This is a genomic window from Bifidobacterium asteroides (assembly GCF_030758775.1).
GTDB classification, from domain to species: Bacteria; Actinomycetota; Actinomycetes; order Actinomycetales; family Bifidobacteriaceae; genus Bombiscardovia; species Bombiscardovia kimbladii.
Genome location: NZ_CP132384.1, coordinates 593,176 through 613,102 on the forward strand (window position 1 = coordinate 593,176; position 19,927 = coordinate 613,102).

15 protein-coding genes are annotated in these 19,927 nt (G+C 63.5%); 9 read left to right on the forward strand and 6 right to left on the reverse strand.

From position 1 onward, the window contains the following. Positions 1-45 precede the first annotated feature (45 nt). The 5 genes from RAM15_RS02105 to ileS all read left to right on the forward strand — a co-directional run bounded on the left by RAM15_RS02105 (position 46) and on the right by ileS (position 9,677). On the forward strand, positions 46-204 hold the full coding sequence (locus RAM15_RS02105) for a hypothetical protein (RefSeq protein ID WP_306221858.1): 159 nt from the start codon (positions 46-48) through the stop codon (positions 202-204). A gap of 33 nt (positions 205-237) precedes the next feature. After that, positions 238-2,328 carry a beta-galactosidase gene (locus RAM15_RS02110; RefSeq protein WP_306221859.1) on the forward strand — a complete coding sequence of 697 codons (2,091 nt, stop codon included), beginning with the start codon at positions 238-240 and terminating at the stop codon, positions 2,326-2,328. An 83-nt stretch (positions 2,329-2,411) separates the two neighbouring features. Continuing rightward, positions 2,412-4,712 carry a glycoside hydrolase family 3 N-terminal domain-containing protein gene (locus RAM15_RS02115; protein WP_306221860.1) on the forward strand — a complete coding sequence of 767 codons (2,301 nt, stop codon included), beginning with the start codon at positions 2,412-2,414 and terminating at the stop codon, positions 4,710-4,712. Between the two features lie 70 nt (positions 4,713-4,782). Continuing rightward, a complete protein-coding gene (locus tag RAM15_RS02120) occupies positions 4,783-6,057 on the forward strand; it encodes a glutamate-cysteine ligase family protein (RefSeq protein ID WP_306221861.1) in 1,275 nt (424 codons plus the stop codon). 275 nt (positions 6,058-6,332) lie between these two features. Beyond that, a complete protein-coding gene (gene ileS, locus RAM15_RS02125; RefSeq protein ID WP_306221863.1) occupies positions 6,333-9,677 on the forward strand; it encodes a mupirocin-resistant isoleucine--tRNA ligase in 3,345 nt (1,114 codons plus the stop codon). A gap of 136 nt (positions 9,678-9,813) precedes the next feature. Here ileS and RAM15_RS02130 read toward each other — a convergent pair whose 3' ends face one another. Continuing rightward, positions 9,814-10,761: an aldo/keto reductase gene (locus tag RAM15_RS02130; protein WP_306221864.1), complete on the reverse strand. Its 948-nt coding sequence runs from the start codon at positions 10,759-10,761 to the stop codon at positions 9,814-9,816. Between the two features lie 166 nt (positions 10,762-10,927). On the opposite strand from RAM15_RS02130, the gene RAM15_RS02135 reads away from it, so the two are divergent. Further along, complete coding sequence (locus RAM15_RS02135; RefSeq protein ID WP_306221865.1) at positions 10,928-11,896, forward strand: SPFH domain-containing protein; 969 nt, start codon at positions 10,928-10,930, stop codon at positions 11,894-11,896. Positions 11,897-11,948: 52 nt separating this feature from the next. Here RAM15_RS02135 and RAM15_RS02140 read toward each other — a convergent pair whose 3' ends face one another. Both RAM15_RS02140 and murI read right to left on the reverse strand, forming a co-directional pair. After that, positions 11,949-12,800 carry a patatin-like phospholipase family protein gene (locus tag RAM15_RS02140; RefSeq protein WP_045924054.1) on the reverse strand — a complete coding sequence of 284 codons (852 nt, stop codon included), beginning with the start codon at positions 12,798-12,800 and terminating at the stop codon, positions 11,949-11,951. Between the two features lie 67 nt (positions 12,801-12,867). Beyond that, positions 12,868-13,653, reverse strand: a complete 786-nt coding sequence (murI, locus tag RAM15_RS02145; protein ID WP_306221866.1) for a glutamate racemase — start codon at positions 13,651-13,653, stop codon at positions 12,868-12,870. A gap of 67 nt (positions 13,654-13,720) precedes the next feature. Between murI and dapF the strand changes: the two genes are divergently transcribed. Further along, on the forward strand, positions 13,721-14,686 hold the full coding sequence (gene dapF, locus RAM15_RS02150) for a diaminopimelate epimerase (RefSeq protein WP_306221867.1): 966 nt from the start codon (positions 13,721-13,723) through the stop codon (positions 14,684-14,686). Here dapF and RAM15_RS02155 read toward each other — a convergent pair whose 3' ends face one another. Then, entirely contained in the window at positions 14,687-15,295 is a 609-nt protein-coding gene (locus RAM15_RS02155; RefSeq protein WP_306221868.1) for a vitamin K epoxide reductase family protein, read from the reverse strand. 71 nt (positions 15,296-15,366) lie between these two features. Here RAM15_RS02155 and RAM15_RS02160 point away from each other — a divergent pair, with 71 nt between their 5' ends. Continuing rightward, on the forward strand, positions 15,367-16,254 hold the full coding sequence (locus RAM15_RS02160) for a PHP domain-containing protein (RefSeq protein WP_306221869.1): 888 nt from the start codon (positions 15,367-15,369) through the stop codon (positions 16,252-16,254). 64 nt (positions 16,255-16,318) lie between these two features. On the opposite strand, the gene RAM15_RS02165 is transcribed toward RAM15_RS02160, so the two are convergent. Continuing rightward, positions 16,319-16,558: a DUF3107 domain-containing protein gene (locus tag RAM15_RS02165; RefSeq protein WP_024627268.1), complete on the reverse strand. Its 240-nt coding sequence runs from the start codon at positions 16,556-16,558 to the stop codon at positions 16,319-16,321. A gap of 89 nt (positions 16,559-16,647) precedes the next feature. Further along, the gene (locus tag RAM15_RS02170) at positions 16,648-18,309 is read right to left on the reverse strand and encodes a phosphotransferase (RefSeq protein WP_306221870.1); all 1,662 of its coding nucleotides are present in this window, start codon (positions 18,307-18,309) and stop codon (positions 16,648-16,650) included. Between the two features lie 103 nt (positions 18,310-18,412). Between RAM15_RS02170 and RAM15_RS02175 the strand changes: the two genes are divergently transcribed. After that, the gene (locus RAM15_RS02175) at positions 18,413-19,903 is read left to right on the forward strand and encodes an ATP-dependent helicase (protein WP_306221871.1); all 1,491 of its coding nucleotides are present in this window, start codon (positions 18,413-18,415) and stop codon (positions 19,901-19,903) included. Positions 19,904-19,927 lie beyond the last annotated feature (24 nt).

The following is a 19,927-nucleotide window of genomic DNA, read 5'->3' on the forward strand; positions in this document are numbered from 1 at the left end:
ACCATTGGAAGTGTCAGAGAAGACTAGTTGAAAGATATCGGCACCATGAGCGACTCAACAACCCTGGCATTGGATGATTCGGAACCGCTGCAGGCGCATAAGGCTGCCTTGGAGCCGTCAACCGATCTGGGATGGACTAGGGAAGAAAGCCAAGGCTTCCAGTCAAAGCTGGAGCCGCGATCTTTCAGCACCATCGCTCTATGAATTGAGTCCCGTCAATCAAGATTGGAGTTCATCATGTCAGACAATGCGGGCAGCACGCGCCTTCCGGACAGGCTGATCTTCGGATGCGCCTACTACGACGAATACATGCCCTATGAGCGGGTGGACAAGGACATGTCCATGATGAAGTCCGCCGGCATCAACACCATTCGCATCGCCGAATCCACCTGGAGCACCCTGGAGCCCCAGCCTGGCGTATTCGACTTCAGCCATGTGGACCGGGTGCTGGATGCTGCTGAACGCTTCGGTATTCAGGTCATCGTGGGCACGCCCACCTATGCCGTCCCCGCCTGGCTGGTCGCCATGCATCCGGATGTTCTGGCGGACACCCCCAAGGGTCCCAGCCGGTATGGCGCTCGCCAGATCATGGACATCGTCAACCCCTCCTACCGGTACTATGGCGAGCGCGTCATCCGCAGGCTGGTGAGCCATGTGGCCGACAACCCCCAGGTGATCGGCTACCAGGTCGACAACGAAACCAAGTACTACGACTGTGTATCGCCCGACATGCAACGGCTCTTCGTCAAGGATCTGCGACGGCGTTTTGGCAATGACCTGGGCTGTCTCAATGCGGCCTTTGGCCTTGACTACTGGTCAAACAGGATCGACTCCTGGGAGGATTTTCCCGATCTGACCGGGACCATCAACGCCTCCCTTGGTTCGGCATTCGACCGCTTCCGCCGCAGCCAGGTCAGCCGCTACCTGGCCTGGGAGGCTGACATCGTGCGCGAATATGCCCGCGAGGACCAATTCGTCACCCACAACTTCGATTTCGACTGGAGCCCAGGCTGGTCATACGGCCTTCAGCCCGCCGTCGATCATTTCGAAGCGGCCGAATGCCTGGATGTGGCCGGCGCGGACATTTACCACCCTTCTGAAGATGACCTGACCGGCAAGGAGATCGCCTTCGGCGGGGACATGACCCGCAGCCTGAAGGGCGGTGCCAACTACCTGGTTCTGGAAACCGACGCCCAGGGGCAGAACGGCTGGCTGCCCTACCCCGGGCAGCTGAGGCTGCAGGCATACAGCCATCTGGCCTCGGGGGCTGACGGGGTCATGTACTGGCACTGGCATTCCATCCACAACTCCTTTGAAACCTACTGGAAGGGGCTGCTTTCACAGGACATGGAACCCAACCCCACCTATGAGGAGGCCGGCCAGTTCGGCAGGCAGATAGCGCAGAAGGGTGTGGGTGAGCGCCTGATCAACCTTCAAAAGCGCAACAAGGTCGCCATCATGGTGGGCAACGACTCCCTGACCGCCTTGGACTGGTTCTCCCTGGAGACCGGTTTCCCCCGTCAGCAGGGGCAGATCTCCTACAACGATGTGGTCAGACGGGTCTACGATGCCCTCTTCGAGCTCAACATCGAGTGCGATTTCATCAGCGACAAGGCTGACCGGTCCCATCTGGACTCTTACGCCATGGTCGTGGTCCCTGCCCTCTACAGCACCGATGAGGATACGTTGACGGCCCTGGCCGACTACGTCCATCAGGGAGGTCACCTGGTGGCCACGCTGCGCTCCTTTGTGTCGGACGAGAACCTCAAGGTCTGGCATGAGAAGGCTCCGCACCTGTTGACCGACGTGTTCGGCATCGACTACAACCAGTTCACCCGTCCCGGCAAGGGGTTGACCCTGGATCTGCATGGAGCCGAAGCCGACCAGGTTGGACCGGCCTGCCAGGGGCTGATCGAGCTGCTGAATCCGCGTTCCGACACGCAGGTCCTGGCATCCTATGACCACCCGGTCTGGGAGCGGTATGCGGCTGTGACCCGTCATGATTACGGCCACGGCAGCGCGGAGTGGATCGGCACTCTGCCGTCGGCCCAGGGCATGCGGCAGCTGCTTTCGGATGCGGCGGATGCGGCTGGCTTGAGCGGTCCTGCCCGGGATCTGGCTGGCCTGGTCACCGTGCGTGAGGGCATCAACGCCCTGGGGGAGCAGGTCGCCTACCTGCTCAATTATTCGTCCAAGGAGGTCAAGCTGGACGCGCCCTACGGGGGGCATCTGCTGGTGGCTGACGGGCAGGCTGATCCAGGGGCTCATGTGGACCAGGGACAGTCCATGACCATCGGACCCTGGGATCTGGCAATCATCGTCCGGTAGACCGGCTTCAGTCTGATCGGCTTCAGACTGACCGGACGCAAATATGAGTGGATGAGTGCTCAGTAAGAAAGGAAGGTGCCCAGATGGCATCAAGGAAGTTGACAGGGGATCTGCCCTACCGCAATCCCGACCTGAGCGTGGATGAGCGGGTGGCTGATCTGCTGGGACGGATGACCCGGGAGGAGAAGGTGGGCCAGATGATGCAGCTCGATGCTCGCCAGGGAGTGGACAAGGAGGTGGTGGACCAGCATGCTGGATCCCTGCTGCATGTCTCTCCGCAGAACATGATCAAGGCTGACAAGGCCGTTCATCGCACCCGTCTTGGCATTCCCCTGCTGATCGGGGACGACTGCATCCACGGCCATTCCTTCTTCCGCGGGGCTACTATTTTTCCCGAGCAGCTGGGCATGGCAGCATCCTTCGATCCTGAACTGGTTCAGCGGATGGGGCGGGCCACAGCCCAGGAGGTCGCCACGACAGGCGTCCACTGGACCTTCTCCCCGGTGCTATGCATCGCCAGGGACACCCGCTGGGGCCGGGTGGACGAGACCTTCGGCGAGGACCCCTTCCTGATCGGCGAGATGGCCTCGGCCATGGTGCGCGGCTACCAGGGCGGATCAGCCATGACCGGGACCCTGCCCAAGGATGCTGTGCTGGCCACGGCCAAGCACTTCGCCGGCTATTCCGAGACCCAGGGTGGGCGTGACGCCTCCGAGGCCGACCTCTCGCACCGTAAGCTGCTCTCCTGGTTCCTGCCGCCCTTCGAGCGCCTGGCCAAGGAGGGTGTGGCCACCTTCATGCTGGGCTACGAGTCCATCGACGGGGTACCGGTCACCATCAACAACTGGCTGCTCAACGACGTGCTTCGAGGGGAGTGGGGCTACCAGGGCACCCTGATCACCGACTGGGACAATGTGGGCCGGATGGTCTGGGAGCAGAAGGTGCAGCCCGACTACACCAGGGCCGCTGCAGCCGCCGTCAAGGCCGGCAACGATCTGATCATGACCACGCCCGGCTTCTACCAGGGGGCCTTGGATGCGCTGGATGCCGGGCTGCTGCGTGAGGAGGACCTCGACCGGGCGGTCAGGCACATCCTGGCCCTGAAATTCCGCATGGGGCTCTTCGAGGATCCGCGTCTGCCCGACCCCGAGGCCCAGAAGGCGGTCATCAACTCACCGGAGCACCAGGAGCTCAACCTCCAGGTGGCCCAGGAGTCGGCAGTCCTTTTGAAGAATGACGGCATCCTGCCCCTGTTCGGCGGGGTGGATGCCGATGGCCGCCCCGGTGATGACTCAGCGCACAGCATCGCCCTGGTCGGTCCGCTGATCGACGATGCCCAGAACCAGCTGGGGGACTGGGCCGGCGGTTCGGGTCAGTGCGACTGGATCAAGGACCAGCCTCGGGAGATGATCTCGACCGTGGCCGACGGTCTGCGCCAGGAGCTGCCTGAAAACTGGCGGCTCGGCTGCGAGCAGGGCGTCGACATGCTCCGTCTGGTTGACGATCCCGCGGGTCCGCTCTTCCCTGATGGCCAGCCCAGGCCCAGGGTGGCGGCCCCGGCCAGGATCGATCAGGGCCGCTTCGACAGGGCCGTAGGCCTGGCCAGGCAAAGCGACCTGGTGGTTGCTGTGGTAGGCGACGTGGTCCAGCTGGTGGGCGAGGGCCGTTCGACTGCCACCCTGGAGCTCTACGGTCCTCAGCGCGATCTGCTGGACGCCCTGGCACAGACGGGCAAGCCCATGGTCATCGTGCTCATGTCCTCCAAGCCCCTGGTCCTGCCTCCGTCCGCACAGTCGGCCAAGGCTCTGATCTGGCAGCCCGATCCTGGTATGCAGGGCGGTCGTGCCTTGGCCAGGATTCTGACCGGCATGGTTGAGCCCACAGGCAGACTGCCTATCACTTTTCCCAGGCACGCAGGCCAGCTGCCGGTCTACTACAACCAGATCCGGGGCCAGCATGGTGACCGCTATGCCGACCTGACCCAGGAGCCGGCCTTCGCCTTCGGCCAGGGGATGGGCTACACCACCTTTGCCTACGGAAAGCCCCAGGTCGACGGATCGGATGCCGTCGGCCCTGAAGACAGGGTCAGGGTGACTGTGGACCTGACCAACACCGGCCAGCGGCCAGGCACCGAGGTGGTCCAGGCCTACATCAGCGACCTGGTGACCTCGGTCAGCTGGGCTGACCGCGAGCTCAAGGCCTTCCAAAGGATTCAGCTGGATCCAGGGCAGACCCGGAAGGTGGTTTTCGATCTTCCGGTGGCCGAGTGGGCCCTGGTTGATGCCGACTGCAATCGCAGGGTCGAGCCCGGTCAATTCCAGGTGCTGGTGGGATCCTCCTCGCGCAGGGAAGACCTGCAGGCTGTGACGGTGACCGTGGGCTGACGGCCCTCCGATAGCGCAACTCCTCGCGTGTTGGTTGCCCATGGCCCTCGCCCGCTTCTACCATTGCAGCATGAGGAAAAGCGTAGGCGCTGGGTATGCGCACCTGTTGACGGTCCCAAATCCTCGGCATGTGGCCAGCCTGGTCGACTACTTCACACGCGGATCCAAACCACGGTCCCAGTGGCGGTTCGGTATTGAGATCGAGCATCTGCCGGTGCGCAACGACGGGTCCGACGCTCCGGTTCCCTATGAGGGGGAGCGGGGCATCGAGGCTCTGCTGTCGGCCTTGGAGCCCTGCTACGACGGTGATAAGGAATACCGGGAGGATGGCCACCTGGTCGGGCTGAGCAGGCCGGGCTGCGTGGTTTCCCTGGAGCCCGGAAGCCAGGTGGAGTGCTCCCTGGGCGTGGTGCGCGACAGCCGGGAATTCGAGGATCTCTACCGTCGTTTCCGTGCCGAGGCCGACCCCATCGCCGAGCGGCTGGGGTTCCGTCTGGTCGAATATGGGTACCGTCCGGCTGGGTCCTATGCGGATGTGGGCCTCAATCCCAAGGAACGCTATGCGGTCATGAACACCTACCTGGGCCGCATCGGCCAGTGCGGGCCCATGATGATGCGCAGCACCGCCTCCACCCAGATAAGCATCGATTACCGGGATGAGGACGATGCCATCGCCAAGATCCGTCTGGGTACGGCTATCGGGCCCATTTTGGCCTACTTCTTCCGCAATACTCCGATCTTTGAGGGGAAGCCCAACCGCATGCCCCTGCGACGCCAGCGGATCTGGGATTGGCTCGACACCCAGCGCACAGGCCTGATTCCGGGGCTGTTCGAGGACGGCTTCGGCTGGGAGGACTACGCCGTGGATATGCTCTCCACCCCGCTCATGGTGGCGGATGTCTCCCACACCCCTGAGGTGGACGGGCCGCAGGGTCGGCAGTTCTTCATTGCCTGGCATGAGAACGCCGGGGAGATCTATCCTGACCGCCGGCTCAACGATGCCGAGATAGCGCACATCCTGACCACGCACTTCAACGACGTCCGTTTGAAGAATTACATCGAGCTCAGGCACTGGGATTCCCTGCCTATGAAACGGGCCAGCCGACTTCTGGAGATCGTCGGCGGTATCTTCTACGACTCGGATCGATTCGCCGGACTTGTCGGGCTTTTGGACGGGGTGAGCGAGGAGGACGTGCTCCAGGCCAAGGCCGACCTGCAGGCCCACGGCGGGCAGGCCAGCCCCTATGGGCACTCTCTGGACTTCTGGCGGCAGGCGCTAGGTGCCGAGAACACTCTGGATGATCTGCCGGGCGATCCGCGCCATCCTGAACGCTTCCAGTCCTGACGACTGTTTCGTTATGCGAACGGGCAGATCAGGTTTCCTGAGGATGGTATAATCTGGTCACCAATGGGCCTTGATCCGTCATCAGCGGGGAGCCCTCGGAAGAACGGGTTCGCTTGCGGCGATCCTCAGTAGAACCGACGGGCGGGCCCGCATAGCCCAGTTCAAGCGGTCCGGCGCAGGTCATTGGCCGGGCAAGCGAGGTGGTACCGCGGTGGGCCCCATGGGTCCCTCGTCCTCGACATGGCGACATGAACGACCAGCGAGGAGCGTGAACGGTGAATCAGACCACTGATACCTCAGATGCGACAAAACGGGATGGCGCAGTCTATCCCAAGGCGGTGGTGGACCCGGCTCTGGCCAAGGTGAAGCCCAATCCCTCCTTCCCCCATATGGAGGAGTCCGTTCTGGACTACTGGGACCATGACGACACCTTCAACAAGTCAGTAGACCGTCGCCCTTCCGGCGATCATGCCGACAACGAGTTCGTCTTCTTCGATGGCCCGCCCTTCGCCAACGGCCTGCCCCACTATGGGCACCTGCTGACCGGCTACGTCAAGGATGTCATTCCCCGCTACCAGACCATGAAGGGTCACAAGGTCAAGAGGGTCTTCGGCTGGGACACCCACGGCCTGCCCGCCGAGTTGGAGGCTCAGCGCGAGCTCGGCATCGACAGCGTGGATCAGATCGAGCAGATGGGCATCGAGAAGTTCAACGACGCCTGCCGCGCTTCAGTGCTCAAGTACACCAGCGAGTGGAAGGACTACGTCCACCGTCAGGCCCGCTGGGTGGACTTCGACCACGGATACAAGACCCTGGATGTCTCCTACATGGAGTCGGTCATGTGGGCCTTCAAGACCCTCTACGAGAAGGGCCTGGCCTATGAGGGCTACCGGGTGCTGCCCTATTGCTGGAAGGATCAGACCCCGCTGTCCAACCATGAGCTGCGCATGGATGCCGATGTCTACCAGGACCGCCAGGACACCACCGTCTCCGTGGCCGTCAAGCTCAGGGACGAGGACGCCTATGCCGTCTTCTGGACCACCACCCCCTGGACCGTCCCCACCAACCTGGCCATCGTGGTCGGCGCTGATATCGAGTACTCGGAGGTCAGTCCGGTCTCCGGGCCCTTCGCCGGCAAGCGCTTCTACATCGCCACGGCCCGTCTGGGCGATTACGCCAAGCAGCTGGGGGAGGACTACCAGGTGGTCCGCACCCTCAAAGGGTCAGAGATGGAGGGCTGGCGGTACTGGCCGGTCTTCCCCTACTTCGCCGGAGAGCAGGCTGAATCCGAGGGCGGCACCCCCGGCCCCAATGCCTATACCATCTACACGGCCGATTACGTCGACACCGTGGAGGGCACCGGCCTGGTCCACCAGGCTCCCTATGGCGAGGACGATATGAACACCCTGAACGCCAAGGGCATCCGCAGCGTGGACGTGCTCGATGCAGGCGCAGTCTTCACCGAGCAGTGCCCTGACTACCAGGGCCTGCAGGCCTTCGAGGCCAACATGCCCATCGTCCGCAACCTGCGCGCAGGCGATGGCCCCCTGGCACAGATCCCAGCCGAGCACCGGGCCCTCCTCTTCCAGGAGAAGAGCTACGTCCACTCCTACCCCCACTGCTGGCGTTGCGGCACCCCGCTGATCTACAAGCCGGTCTCCAGCTGGTTCGTCTCCGTGACCAAGATCAAGGACCGTCTGCTGGAGCTCAACCAGCAGATCAACTGGATCCCCGGAAACGTCAAGGACGGCCAGTTCGGCAAGTGGCTGGCCAATGCCCGCGACTGGTCCATCTCCCGCAACAGGTTCTGGGGCTCGCCCATCCCGGTCTGGGTCTCGGACGATCCCAAGTATCCTCGGGTGGACGTCTACGGGTCCTTGGATGAGCTCAAGAAGGACTTCGGCCGCTACCCGACTGATGACAAGGGGCAGATCAACATGCATCGGCCCTGGATCGACCAGCTGACCAGGCCCAACCCTGACGACCCCACCGGCAAATCCACCATGCACAGGATCACCGATGTGCTGGACTGCTGGTTCGAGTCGGGCTCCATGCCCTTCGCCCAGTTCCACTACCCCTTCGAAAACAAGCAGTACTTCGAGGACAGGGATCCCTGTGATTTTGTGGTCGAGTACATAGGCCAGACCCGCGGCTGGTTCTACACCATGCACATCATGTCCACGGCCCTCTTCGACCGCCCGGCCTTCAAGAACGTGATCTGCCATGGCATCGTCCTGGGCTCCGACGGCCAGAAGATGAGCAAGCACCTGCGCAACTATCCGGATGTGAACGAGGTCTTCGACAAGTACGGATCCGACGCCATGCGCTGGTTCCTGATGAGCTCGTCCATCCTGCGCGGCGGCAACCTGGTCGTCACCGCCGATGGCATCCGCGACACGGTCCGCCAGGTCATGCTGCCGGTCTGGAGCTCCTACTACTTCTACACGCTCTATGCCAACGCGGCCAACAAGGGCGCCGGCTACCAGGCCCAGGCGCTGACGCCGGAGCGTGTGGCCGACCTGCCGGAGATGGACCGCTTCCTGCTGGCACGCACCCGTCGGTTGATCCAGTCGGTGCAGAAGGCCCTGGACGACTTCGCCATCTCGGAGGCCTGCGATGCGGTGACCGACTTCATCGATGTGCTGACCAACTGGTACATCCGCAACAACCGTGACCGCTTCTGGGGCGAGGACCACCAGGCCTTCGACGCCCTCTACACGGTTCTGGAGGCCTTCGCCCGCCTTCTGGCCCCCCTGGCGCCCATGGAAGCCGAGCAGATCTGGCGGGGCCTGACCGGTGGCGAGTCGGTCCATCTGGCCGACTGGCCCTTCCTGGCCGACGAGGCCACCGGGCAGGAGACCGAACTGGGACAGGTCCTGCGTGACGATCCTGCCCTGGTAGCCGCCATGGAGAAGGTCCGCGAGGTGGTTTCGGCCACCCTGGCCCTGCGCAAGGCCGAGCAGATTCGCGTCCGCCAGCCCCTGTCCCTGCTGACCGTGGTGGTTCGTGACCCCGACGCGGCCCGCCCCTACGTGGACGTGCTCAAGTCCGAGCTCAACATCAAGGAGGTGGAGTTCTGCACCCTGGACCAGGCCGGTCAGCATGGTCTGCGGATCATCCACGATCTCAAGGTCAACGCCCGTGCGGCCGGACCCCGGCTGGGCAAGCAGGTCCAGTTCGTCATCAAGGCTTCCAAGCAGGGCGACTGGTCCGAGCAGGACGGCCAGGTGGTCGTCACCACCCCCGACGGAGCGGTGGCCCTGGAACCCGGCGAATACGAGCTGGACAACCGGATCGAGCAGGAGGATGGTTCCCAGGCTGATCGTTCGGCCTCCGCAGCCCTGCCCACCGGCGGCTTCGTCATTCTCGACACCCAGCTGGACGACGATCTCCTGGCGGAGGGCTATGCCAGGGATCTGATCCGCCAGGTTCAGGATGCTCGGAAGACCGCTGGCCTGGACATCGCTGACCGGATTCGGCTGACCCTGACCCTCCCCAAGGAGGATGCCTCCAAGGCTCAGCAGTTCAGCGACCTGATCGCCCGCGAGACCCTAGCCACCAGTCTGACCGTCAATGCTGGCGATATGGACCAGCCGCAGGTCGACCTGGTCAAAGCCTGATCATAATTGCATGAAAAGGGCTTCCATCTGACAGGAGATGGAAGCCCTTTTTCATACGACCTGCCTGGCTAGGTGCTCGTCTGCGCCACGCTTGGCCGTGCGGCTGGCAATATTGCGATGGAGCGCCGGCTGTTGATCAGCCCTTGACCTTGTCGCTGACCTGGTCCAGGGTCTGTATATCCTGGTCGCTCAGTTCCAGATGGGCAGCGGCCAGAAGGGCCGGCAGCTGCTCGGGGGTGCGTGCAGAGGCGATGGGGGCTGCGATCCCAGGCCTGTGGTTGAGCCAGGCCAGGGCTACGGTGGCCAGCTCGACCCCGTGGGCCTTGGCGATGCCGTCCATGGCAGCGACCACGTCCAGTCCCTCCTGGGTGAAGAAGTCCTTGACCATGCCCTCGCGCTGCTTGCCCTTGAGGTCGTCCATGGTCCGGTACTTGCCCGTCAGGAAGCCCGAAGCCAGTGAGAAGTAGGGGAAGACCGCCAGATCCTCGTCCTTGGCAACTGGCATAAGGCCATTCTCATAGTCCTTGCGGTAGACCAGGTTGTACTGGGGCTCCAGAGCCACCGGCAGGGTCAGGCCCTCCTTGCGTGCAATGCTGAACCATTCGCGGATCCGGTCAGGCGTGTAGTTGGACAGGCCGATGGCCCGGACCTTGCCCTCCTTGACCAGCTTGTCGAAGGCTGCCGCAGTCTCCTCCAAGGGGGTGGAGCTGTCGTCGTAGTGGGCGTAGTAGAGATCGATCACATCCAGGCCCAGCCTGAGCAGCGAGGCGTCGGCGGCGGCCTCGATGTTCTTGGCTGACAGGCCTGAGTACTGGGGGTGCTGGCTGACCTTGGTAGCCACCAGGACCTTGTCTCGGTTGCCGTTCTTGGCCAGCCAGCGGCCCAGGACGATCTCGGACTCGCCGCCGGAGTGGCCTGGGGCCCAGGCCGAGTAAACGTCGGCTGTATCGATCAGGTTGCCCCCGGCTTGCGTGTAAGCGTCCAGGACCTGGTCAGACTCGGATTCGTCGCTGGTCCATCCGAAAGTGTTGCCGCCCAGGACCAGGGGGAAGATTTCGGCGTCGATGCCGCGTAGTTTTGCCATATTCATCCTTTCGGGTTGAAGGCTCGTAAAGCCGAGTCTATTACGGCTTATGCGCCCGAACCGATTGTTCAGACGAGTCCATCATGTATGGTGATGAGAGGAAAGGCCGGAATGGTGCGGTTCTCAGGTCCGGCCCCAAGGGTTTTAAGCTCGAAGGAGAACACTCATGCATCTGGGCATCGCCATTGTGATCGCCGTGCTGGTCCTGGCGCTGATCATCTTCCTTCTGGGGATTTTCGTGGTGCCCCAGCAGCAGGCGGACGTCATCGAGCGCTTCGGCAAATACCATCGGGTGGCGCTGGCGGGCATCCACGCCAAGATCCCCCTGGTGGACCGGATAGCCGCCAAGACCAACCTGCGGGTCAACCAGCTGAACGTCAAGCTGGAGACCAAGACCAAGGACAACGTCTTCGTCACCGTGGAGGTCTCCGCACAGTTCCGGGTGGAGGCGGCCAACGTGTCTACGGCCTACTACGAGCTGGTCGACCCGGCGGGCCAGCTGCGCTCCTATATGGAGGACGCCCTCAGGTCGGCCATTCCCGCCCTGAGCCTGGATGACGCCTTCGCCCGCAAGGACGACATCGCCTCCGACGTGCAGCAGACCGTGGGCCAGGAGATGCAGCGCTTCGGGTTCTCGGTCATCAAGACCCTGGTCACGGCTATCGACCCCTCCACCCAGGTCAAGCAGGCCATGGACTCCATCAACGCGGCCCAGCGTGAGAAGGAGGCCACCAGGGAGCGTGCCGAGGCCCGTCGGATCGAGATCGAGACCCAGGCCAGGGCCGATGCCGAGAAGACCAGGATGCAGGGCGAGGGCCAGGCCAACTACCGACGGGAGATCGCCAACGGCATTGTGGACCAGATCAACAGTCTGCGGGCCGTGGGCATGGATATCGATGCGGTCAACAATGTGGTGCTCTTCAACCAATATCTGGATGTGATGCGCTCGCTGGCCGAGTCCGACAATGCCAAGACCCTGGTTCTGCCTGCGGCGACCCCTGGGGGTTACAACGAGCTCTTCAACCAGATGACCGCAGCGCTGATGACCGCCCAGAGCACCCAGGGCAGTGCGGATCCCCGCCACGGCCGCAGGAGTGCGGGCGCAGAGGGCGGGGCCGGGACGCCGGCTCTGTAAGGCCGTGTCCTAAGAAGCAATTTCCGCATGGCAGGTCCTGCGGGGTCGGGGTTCAGCTTTTCAGGAAGTCGGCTATGGCCTCGGCGGCCCGATAGCCCTTGTCGTACATGGCGTTGAGTCCCTTGAGCGACTTGCTCAGCGTGGTCAGTCCGCACAGGCTGTCAGGGGCCAGGATCAGCACCCGACCCTCCTTTTCGGCCTGCTTGGCCAGGGCCACCTCGTCGTTGTAGGTGCGGTAGCGCTCCATCAGGCGCTCGCCGGCCGCCGGATAAGTTCTGGCCAGGATCCGGGCCGGCAGGACATCCTTCTTCTGTTCGCGCAGAATATCCCTCTGGCGGGTCAGAACCAGGACGATGCGCTCGTAGCCCTCGTCCATGGCCTTGCGGACCGGGACCGGGTCGGCGATGCCGCCGTCCAGATAGGGCACCCCATCGATCATGTAGGGCTTGTTGGCCACCGGCACGGTGGATGAGGCCTTGAGGATGTCATAGTTGTCCTGGGCCAGGTCGGACTTGTCAAAGTAGACGGTGGATCCGTCAGTGGCCTTGCAGGCGACTACGGTGAACAGGGCCGGATTGGCCTTCAGAGCCTGGTAATCCAGCGGGCATTCCCCGTCGTGGGCCGACAGTTTGCCATAGACGTAGTCCAGGTCGACGAAGGTGTGCTTGGTCAGGAAGTTGCTCACGCTCGCGTACTCCTTGCGGGAGGAGTAGACGGTGTAGAAGCGGTAGCAGCGTCTGAGCTGGCCCGACAGGAATGAGGCCAGATTGGCGCTGCCGGCCGAGACCCCGTAGCAGTGATCGAAGGTGATGCCCTGCTCCATGCAGCGGTCGAAGACGCCGGCGCCGAAGATGGACCGGTAGCCGCCGCCTACGTCGATGACGGCTGTTCTTTTGCGTGCCATGGCACCTCGTTTCCTGACAGATATCCGAGCTTGATGACAGCTTATGCGCGAACGTTGGACAAGCCGTTCAGGGGCGGCAGGAGGCCAGCAGCCGCTTGGACAAATCCAGCATGGCCGGTGAGGGATCGGAGTTGGCGATCTCTACTCTGCCGGTGCCGGGGCCCGGGTTGAGGGCATCGGCCTGGGCCAGCAGATCCTTGAGGTGGCGGGCCGTTCCAGGGTTGCCGTCGATCAGCGCCAGGCCTGGCGGGCAGATGCGGGCGATGGACTGGCGGAAGAAGACGAAGTGGGTGCAGCCCAGGACCAGGGCATCCAGGGTCTGCAGGTCATAGGGGTCCAAATAATGGTGCAGGGTGGCATCGACCAGGGCCTGGTCATTCAGCCTGTCAGACTCCACAATGGTCACCAGATCCGGGCAGGGCTGGGTCAGGATGGTGTGCTTGCCGGAGAAACGTGCCATCAGGCGTGAGAACTTGGCCTCCTTCAAGGTCAGCGGGGTGGCCGTGACCAGTACCCGTTGGGGTCGGCCTCCGCCACGTGTGCAAGCCAGCTTCAGGGCCGGCTCCATGCCGATGACCGGGACCGGGTAGCGTCGGCGCATTTCATCCACGCAGACGCTGGTGGCGGTGTTGCAGGCGATGACCATGGCCTTGACGCCCTGGTCCATGAACCGGTCGCCAATGACCTGGCAGCGCTGGGTGATCTGATCCGGCTTCTTGATGCCGTAGGGGGCGTAGGCGGAATCGCCAAAGTAGAGCAGGTTTTCTTGAGGAAGGAGGTTGCGGATGGCTGCAGTGACGCTCAGACCGCCGAGTCCGGAGTCGAAGATCCCGATCGGTGCATCTGATGTCATCTGATCCGCTCCTTTCGCAGCCGAAGAACCACCCTAGCCTGTCGCCGAAGGGCCGTACGCTACAAACATGAGTATTCCCCGGACTGTTTACAAAATGCAAGCCACCGGTAACGATTTCGTGGTCTACGCCGATCCCCGGGGGGATCTGGAGCCTACGGCCGACCAGGTGCGCTGGCTGTGCGACCGTCATTTCGGGGTCGGAGCCGACGGGGTCATCCGGCTGACCCACCCGGCCGATGTCAGCGACCTGAACCAGGAGCAGGTGGATGCCTGCGACCGTTTCGGCTGCCAGTGGTTCATGGACTATCGCAATGCGGACGGTTCCTTGGCTCAGATGTGCGGCAACGGGACCCGGGCCATCACCCTCTTCGCCCAGAAGCAGGGGCTGACGCCGACTATGGAAGGCGCCTCCTTCCTGCTGGGTACCCGGGCCGGGGTCAAGCGGATCGTCTCGCGCAGTCCGATGAAGTGCGACGGCGATCATGTGTTCAAGGTCAAGGTCGGGGCCTGGCGGATGGGGCCGGTGGGGCAGCAGCTTGTCGATGGCGGAGCCTTGGGAGGCTCGGCTCCTGGCACCATGGTGGATATGGGCAATCCTCATGCAGTCGTCCTGACTGCAGTCGCTGCCGAATTGGAGGCCGGTGGACTGCCCGGGACCGTGACCGAACTACTGGCTAGGACCGACCTGCCCGATCCGGGCGATCTGGATCTGTCGGCCCCGCCGCGGGTCAGGCCCGGGCTGGCTGAGGGGCAGAATGTGGAATTCCTGCGTCTGGATGCCCTGGATGCCGACAATGGCAGCGGTCGGGCCACCATGAGGGTCTATGAGCGTGGGGTGGGCGAGACCCTGTCCTGCGGTACCGGTCTGTGCGCCAGCGGCGTGCTCTTGCGAGCCCTGACCGGGGTCGACCATTGGACCATCCAGGTGGGCGGGGGCCGTCTGAAGGTGGATGTGGATTCGCAGGATGTGTGGCTGACTGGACCGGCCAGAATGGTCGCCCGTCTGACCCTGGAGCATGTGCCAGACTGCTGATCAGCCGAAGAGGGCGGATCCCTCCACAGCCAGGACGATAGTGGCCAGGGCGACCAGCCAGACCAGGTCGACCATCAGATCGAAGTGCCGCTGATAGTAGGTCAGCAGCCATCCCGACCTCTTGCGCGGCAGACCCTGCTGGATGACCGTGGCATGGCTGAAGGCCATGAACTGCAGGCTGGTGGCGAAGGTCATGACCAGGCACCAGGGGCAGAGGGCGTGGATGACGAAGAGCGACTGCGTGAACAGCCAAAGCGCATAGGCCAGGGCGGCAAGCGAGGCCAGCCAGGTCCCTGCCGCCAGCAGCGCAGGCATCTTGATACGGCACAGACCCACTACGGCCAGCGTCAGGAAGACAGCCTCAGCGACCAGCCCCAGAAAGGCATTGGGGATCGGCAGTGTGCCCAGGCGGATCAGCTCGGCTTGGGGGGACTGGGCCACGGCTGAGCAGGAGACCACCGAGTTGATGTCACAGCTGAGCTGGCCCTGGGGGTGACGCGCCAGTTGCAGGGTTTCCGCTGACAGGACCAGGCTGGCGTAGAGCGCCGCAAACGAGGTCAGGGCGGCGATCAGATAGCTGGAAGGGGCTGACGAGGTCGGTTCGCTCATGGGGTCCATCACCTCAATGGTCGGGAGGGTTCTCTGAGACGGGAACGCGTTCACGAGTTTAGGATGGAGGCATGACGCATGAGGATACTGTCACGGTCTCCGGCTGGGACCTGCACTGCCACACCGTGTTCTCCGACGGCACCGTGACGCCCCGGGGAATGGTCGAGCAGGCGCAACAGTTGGGACTGGAGGGTCTGGCCATCACCGACCATGACACCAATGCGGGCTGGGATGAGGCCCGTCAGGCGGCCCAGGACCTGGGAATGCCCCTGCTGCCAGGCACCGAAATCACCGCCCAGGATGGCCATGTCTCGGTTCACATGCTGGCCTACCTCTATGATCCTGAGGATCCGGTCATCGCCGGGCTCTTCGCCAAGACCAGGGAGGCCAGGCTGACCAGAACCAGGACCATGGTCGAGCGGATCTCCCGGGATTACCCGATCACCTGGCAGGATGTGCTGGATCAGGTCAAGGAGGGGTCGAAGACCACGGTGGGCCGCCCGCATATCGCCGATGCATTGGTCAAGGCCGGTGTCTATGCCGACCGCAGCCAGGCCTTCGCCGGGGTCTGCTCCTCCGGAAGCGCCTACTACCTGCCAACGCCCTCGCCGACCACCCACCAGGTGCTGGCAGCCGTCAACCATGCAGGCGGCGTCCTGGTCGTCGCCCACCCCGGTGCAGTCAGTCGCAATCCCGTCCTGCTCTCCGATCAGCAGATCGCCGCTCTGGCCGGGGAGGGACTGGGAGGCCTGGAGGTCTGGCATCGGGACAATCCGCCCGAGCAGCGCCGACGGCTGCTGGCCCTGGCCCAGCGCTGGGGGCTGCTGGTGACCGGAGGATCGGACTGGCACGGCCAAGGCAAGCCCAATCGCATGGGGGAGAACAGCACCAGTGACGAGGTGGTGGCCCGAATCGTGGACAGGGCCCGGGGGAGCCGTCCGGTGGCCTGGAAGGGTTAGCGGATACGAATCGGGGGCGGTCGGACCACAAGGACCCGGCCGCCCCCGTCAGGCGATCACAGCCTCAGTCGGAGGAGCCTCCCAGGACACCGAAGCCGACCGGATGGGTGGTGTCCGAACCGACCACTGCGTAGCCCAGGGATTCCTTAGGAACAATGATGTGCCGGCCCTTGTCGTCCACCAGATCGATGGGTCCGCCCTCGTTCAGGGCCTGGGCGATGTGGGCAGCCACCTCGTCCGCCTTGGCATTGGTGCTGAAGTTGACCGTCCGGGCCACATTTTTGATGCCGAATTCGATATCCATTGCTACCTCCAAGGTTGTTTTCCGTCGCCCAGACCTGCCGGCCCACGGTTCTTCCGGTCTCATTATTCGCTGGCCCGGGTGATTACGCTCTAAGCGTCTCCCTGATGCCCCTCCGGGGAAGAGCCGCTTTCCGGCGGTGATGCCGATGCCTGTCCGTCTGCAGTGAGCGTGGGGGTCTGCTCGGGCAGGGGCTTTCTGGGAATGACGACGGTCTCAGCCTGATCGCTGGCGAGGGCTTGAGCTGACGAGGCATCATGCGGCTGGGAAGCGGCCTCTCCTGCCCCAGCGGGGTTCGAGGACTGGCTGTCTACGGACGGGTCGCTCGTTGCAGCCTCTGGGTTCGCCTCGCCATCCGTATCCTTGTCGCTGGTGGCTGGACTGCCGATGCCGCGGAAATGATCGCTCAGGCCTGATTCCTCTTCTTTGGCAACAGGAGCAACAGCTGGTGGCCTGGGTTGATTGTCGCTGCCAAGGTTTGTGCTCTGGGCCTGTCTGATGGGCTTGTTCCTGGCTTCGGAATGGTCCATGGCGGTCTGGGTCTGAGCCAGGTCAGCCATTTCTGCCCTGCTGATGGCGATGGTGGCCGAGCTCTCATCCGAGGGTTCAAAGGAGGGTTCCTTAGGTGAGGTTGCCGCATCAGCCGCGGCGAGGCCCTGTTCTGATGCCGGATTCTCCTGTATTTTCGCAGCGGAGGGATCTTCAGCTTTGTCGTCGCCGAGCAAAGTGCCCACGGTGATGGTGGAGGGTGCCCCAGTGGGTGACGAACCGGAAGTCTGCTGCTGACGACGGGCGCGCTGGTTCTGCTCGTGGTCGCCCAACTGCTGGGCCAGACGCTCCACCTGGGCCTTGAATTGGATGATCCGTTCGTTGTCGGCATGATCCAGGGCGGTGATGAAGTCGCCCACCTGCTCCATCTGCAGCCAGAGATTGGCTCGGAGCATGATCAGGTCGTCCAGCCGAGCCCCCATCATCCTGCCGTAGGCTGCAATGACTGCGTTGCGGCGGGATCCATCCAGCTTGGCGAAGATCCAAGCCAGGTCACGGGCAGGATCGTTGACCTGCATGTCCTGCCAGCCGTAGACACCGCTCAGCCCGGAGCCTGCATAGAGCAGGTCGCCGTCGGAGAAGCCTCCATGCACGGTGCATGTTTCAAAGGACCAGAGTCCCTCGGTCGCCACGATGGATGCCCAGGAATCGGTGATTTCCTTGGGCACGTGGCCGTCCATCCGCAGCCGCTTGATCCATCCCCGCAGTTGGGCCGCGATCTGGGCAGTGGAGAAGGCTGGGTATCCGTGGGTTTTCAGAAAATCAGGGCGCACCCGGTGGATGGCGCCGATGGCGGTGCCTGCGGCGGTGCATTCGTTCAAAGTCAGCAGATGGAGGGGACGGATTCGGCCTGGGCAGTGGGTCATGACGGCAACAGCTGTGGTGCCGGTCGGACTATCGGCCTTCTCGCCGGGCTGGTAGGCCAGGATGTGCTCGACCCTGAAGCCCATGGCCGCCATCTCCTTGGCATCGGCCAGAGCCTGAGCCGCCTTGACCCGAGCGGCCAACCGGCGCTTGCCGGCTTCCGAGCTGGTGGCCCAGACGTCGTAGACGTTGCCGGTCGCGTCCTGGACCACCGCACAGTCCACGCCCTGTGCGCGGTCAAGGCTGCTGAGCTGGTCGCAGTCCCGCGCGCCGGTCATGGGCACCTCGGGCATGGCGGCCGACGCCAGGGCGGCCAGGGTCAGCTTCGTTCGTTCACTCACATTCTCAAGGATAATACAAGGACTGTTGTGAATACGGTTGTCCACTTGACCACATGGGCACGCCGCAGCGGGTTCCGGTACCGGCCTTTGACACAATGGGGGTGTGCATGAGGATGAGGAACGATTGCTGCAGGGTCTGGATCCTGCCCAGCGGCAGGCGGCCACTGTGCTTGACGGGCCTGTGCGGATCGTCGCAGGGGCCGGGGCTGGCAAGACCAGGACCATCACCCGGCGGATGGCCTATGCCTGCGCCAGTGGCAGCTGGGAGCCCTCCAGAACCTTGGCAGTGACTTTTTCGGTCCGTGCCGCAGCCGAGATGCGTGATCGTCTGACCAAGCTTGGCGTGTCGGCCTCCCTGCAGGCGGCGACCTTTCACTCGGCGGCCCTGCGCCAGCTCAGGCGGGTCTGGCCCCAGGTCAGCGAGACCTATCTTCCGGATCTGATCGAGGATGTGGCCCCCCTGGTGTCCTCCGCCTGCCAGCGGGTCTGCGGTGAGGAGGCCGACCCGGGCCAGGTCAGGGACCTGACTGCGGAGATCAACTGGGCCAAGGTGGGGCTGATCGCCCCTCAGGACTACGTTCGGGTCTGCGCGGCCAGTCACCGTCTGCCGCCGGCTGGTCTGGAGGCTGAGCGGATGGCCGACCTGTACACCGTCTTCGAGAGCTCCAAGGCCGCCCATAATCAGATGGACTTTAACGATATTCTTCTGCTGGTTTGCCACATTTTGGAAGAGGGCGGCCAGGCTGCTGCTGACATTCGAGACCGCATCGGCTGGCTGACCGTGGACGAGTACCAGGATGTCTCGCCCCTGCAGCATCGGTTGCTCAAGCTCTGGCTCAACGGCAGGCAGAACCTGTGCGTGGTGGGGGACCCGGCCCAGACTATTTACTCCTTTGCGGGGGCCACCTCCTACTACCTGCTGAACTTCCCCCAGGAATTCCCGGGAATCAAGGCCGATCTGGACCTGTCCACCGACTACCGGTCCACGGGAAGAGTGGTTCACTACGCTAATGGCATTCTGGCTCGCTCGCCGGTGCGTGGCGACTACCTGAAGCTGGCATCAGCCCGCCAGGAGGGCAGCAGGGTCGCGATGACCCGTTACGAGGACGATGGTGAAGAGGCTGGGGCAGTGGCCTCCCGTATATCCTCCATGATCCGGAAGGGGGCCCGCCCCGGCCAGTTCGCAATCCTGACCCGGATCAACGCCCAGCAGACCCTGATCTGCCGTGCCCTGCACGAATGCGGGATCGGCTACCGGGTGCGCACGGAGTCGGGCTGGCAGAACCAGTCGGTCGATCTGAGCAAACATGAGGTGCTGGAGCAGCTGGAGAGCGGCATGGGCCAGGGGAGGGTCACGGTCTCCACCATTCATGCTGCCAAGGGGCTGGAGTTCGCCCATGTCTTCATCGTGGGCTGTGCCGAGGGGCTGATTCCCTTTGGCTCACCGCCCGAGGGGGATGCTCTGGAGGAGGAGCGCCGCCTTATGTATGTAGGGGTGACCCGAGCAGAGGACACCCTGCATCTTTCCTATGCGGAGCACAAGGACGGCAGTGCCTTTGCCCGGCGTGCTCCCAGCCGGTTCATTCACCGCTGAGCGCTGTCGATCCGGCCCCTCGGA

Coding starts and splice junctions, on each gene's coding strand:
- RAM15_RS02130 (WP_306221864.1), bottom strand. CDS start 10,761: ATGGCAAAACTACGCGGCATCGACGCCGAAATCTTCCCCCTGGTCCTG.
- RAM15_RS02155 (WP_306221868.1), bottom strand. CDS start 15,295: ATGAGCGAACCGACCTCGTCAGCCCCTTCCAGCTATCTGATCGCCGCC.
- RAM15_RS02165 (WP_024627268.1), bottom strand. CDS start 16,558: ATGGATATCGAATTCGGCATCAAAAATGTGGCCCGGACGGTCAACTTC.
- RAM15_RS02110 (WP_306221859.1), top strand. CDS start 238: ATGTCAGACAATGCGGGCAGCACGCGCCTTCCGGACAGGCTGATCTTC.
- RAM15_RS02160 (WP_306221869.1), top strand. CDS start 15,367: ATGACGCATGAGGATACTGTCACGGTCTCCGGCTGGGACCTGCACTGC.
- RAM15_RS02135 (WP_306221865.1), top strand. CDS start 10,928: ATGCATCTGGGCATCGCCATTGTGATCGCCGTGCTGGTCCTGGCGCTG.
- RAM15_RS02140 (WP_045924054.1), bottom strand. CDS start 12,800: ATGGCACGCAAAAGAACAGCCGTCATCGACGTAGGCGGCGGCTACCGG.
- RAM15_RS02120 (WP_306221861.1), top strand. CDS start 4,783: ATGAGGAAAAGCGTAGGCGCTGGGTATGCGCACCTGTTGACGGTCCCA.
- murI (WP_306221866.1), bottom strand. CDS start 13,653: ATGACATCAGATGCACCGATCGGGATCTTCGACTCCGGACTCGGCGGT.
- RAM15_RS02115 (WP_306221860.1), top strand. CDS start 2,412: ATGGCATCAAGGAAGTTGACAGGGGATCTGCCCTACCGCAATCCCGAC.
- RAM15_RS02105 (WP_306221858.1), top strand. CDS start 46: ATGAGCGACTCAACAACCCTGGCATTGGATGATTCGGAACCGCTGCAG.
- dapF (WP_306221867.1), top strand. CDS start 13,721: ATGAGTATTCCCCGGACTGTTTACAAAATGCAAGCCACCGGTAACGAT.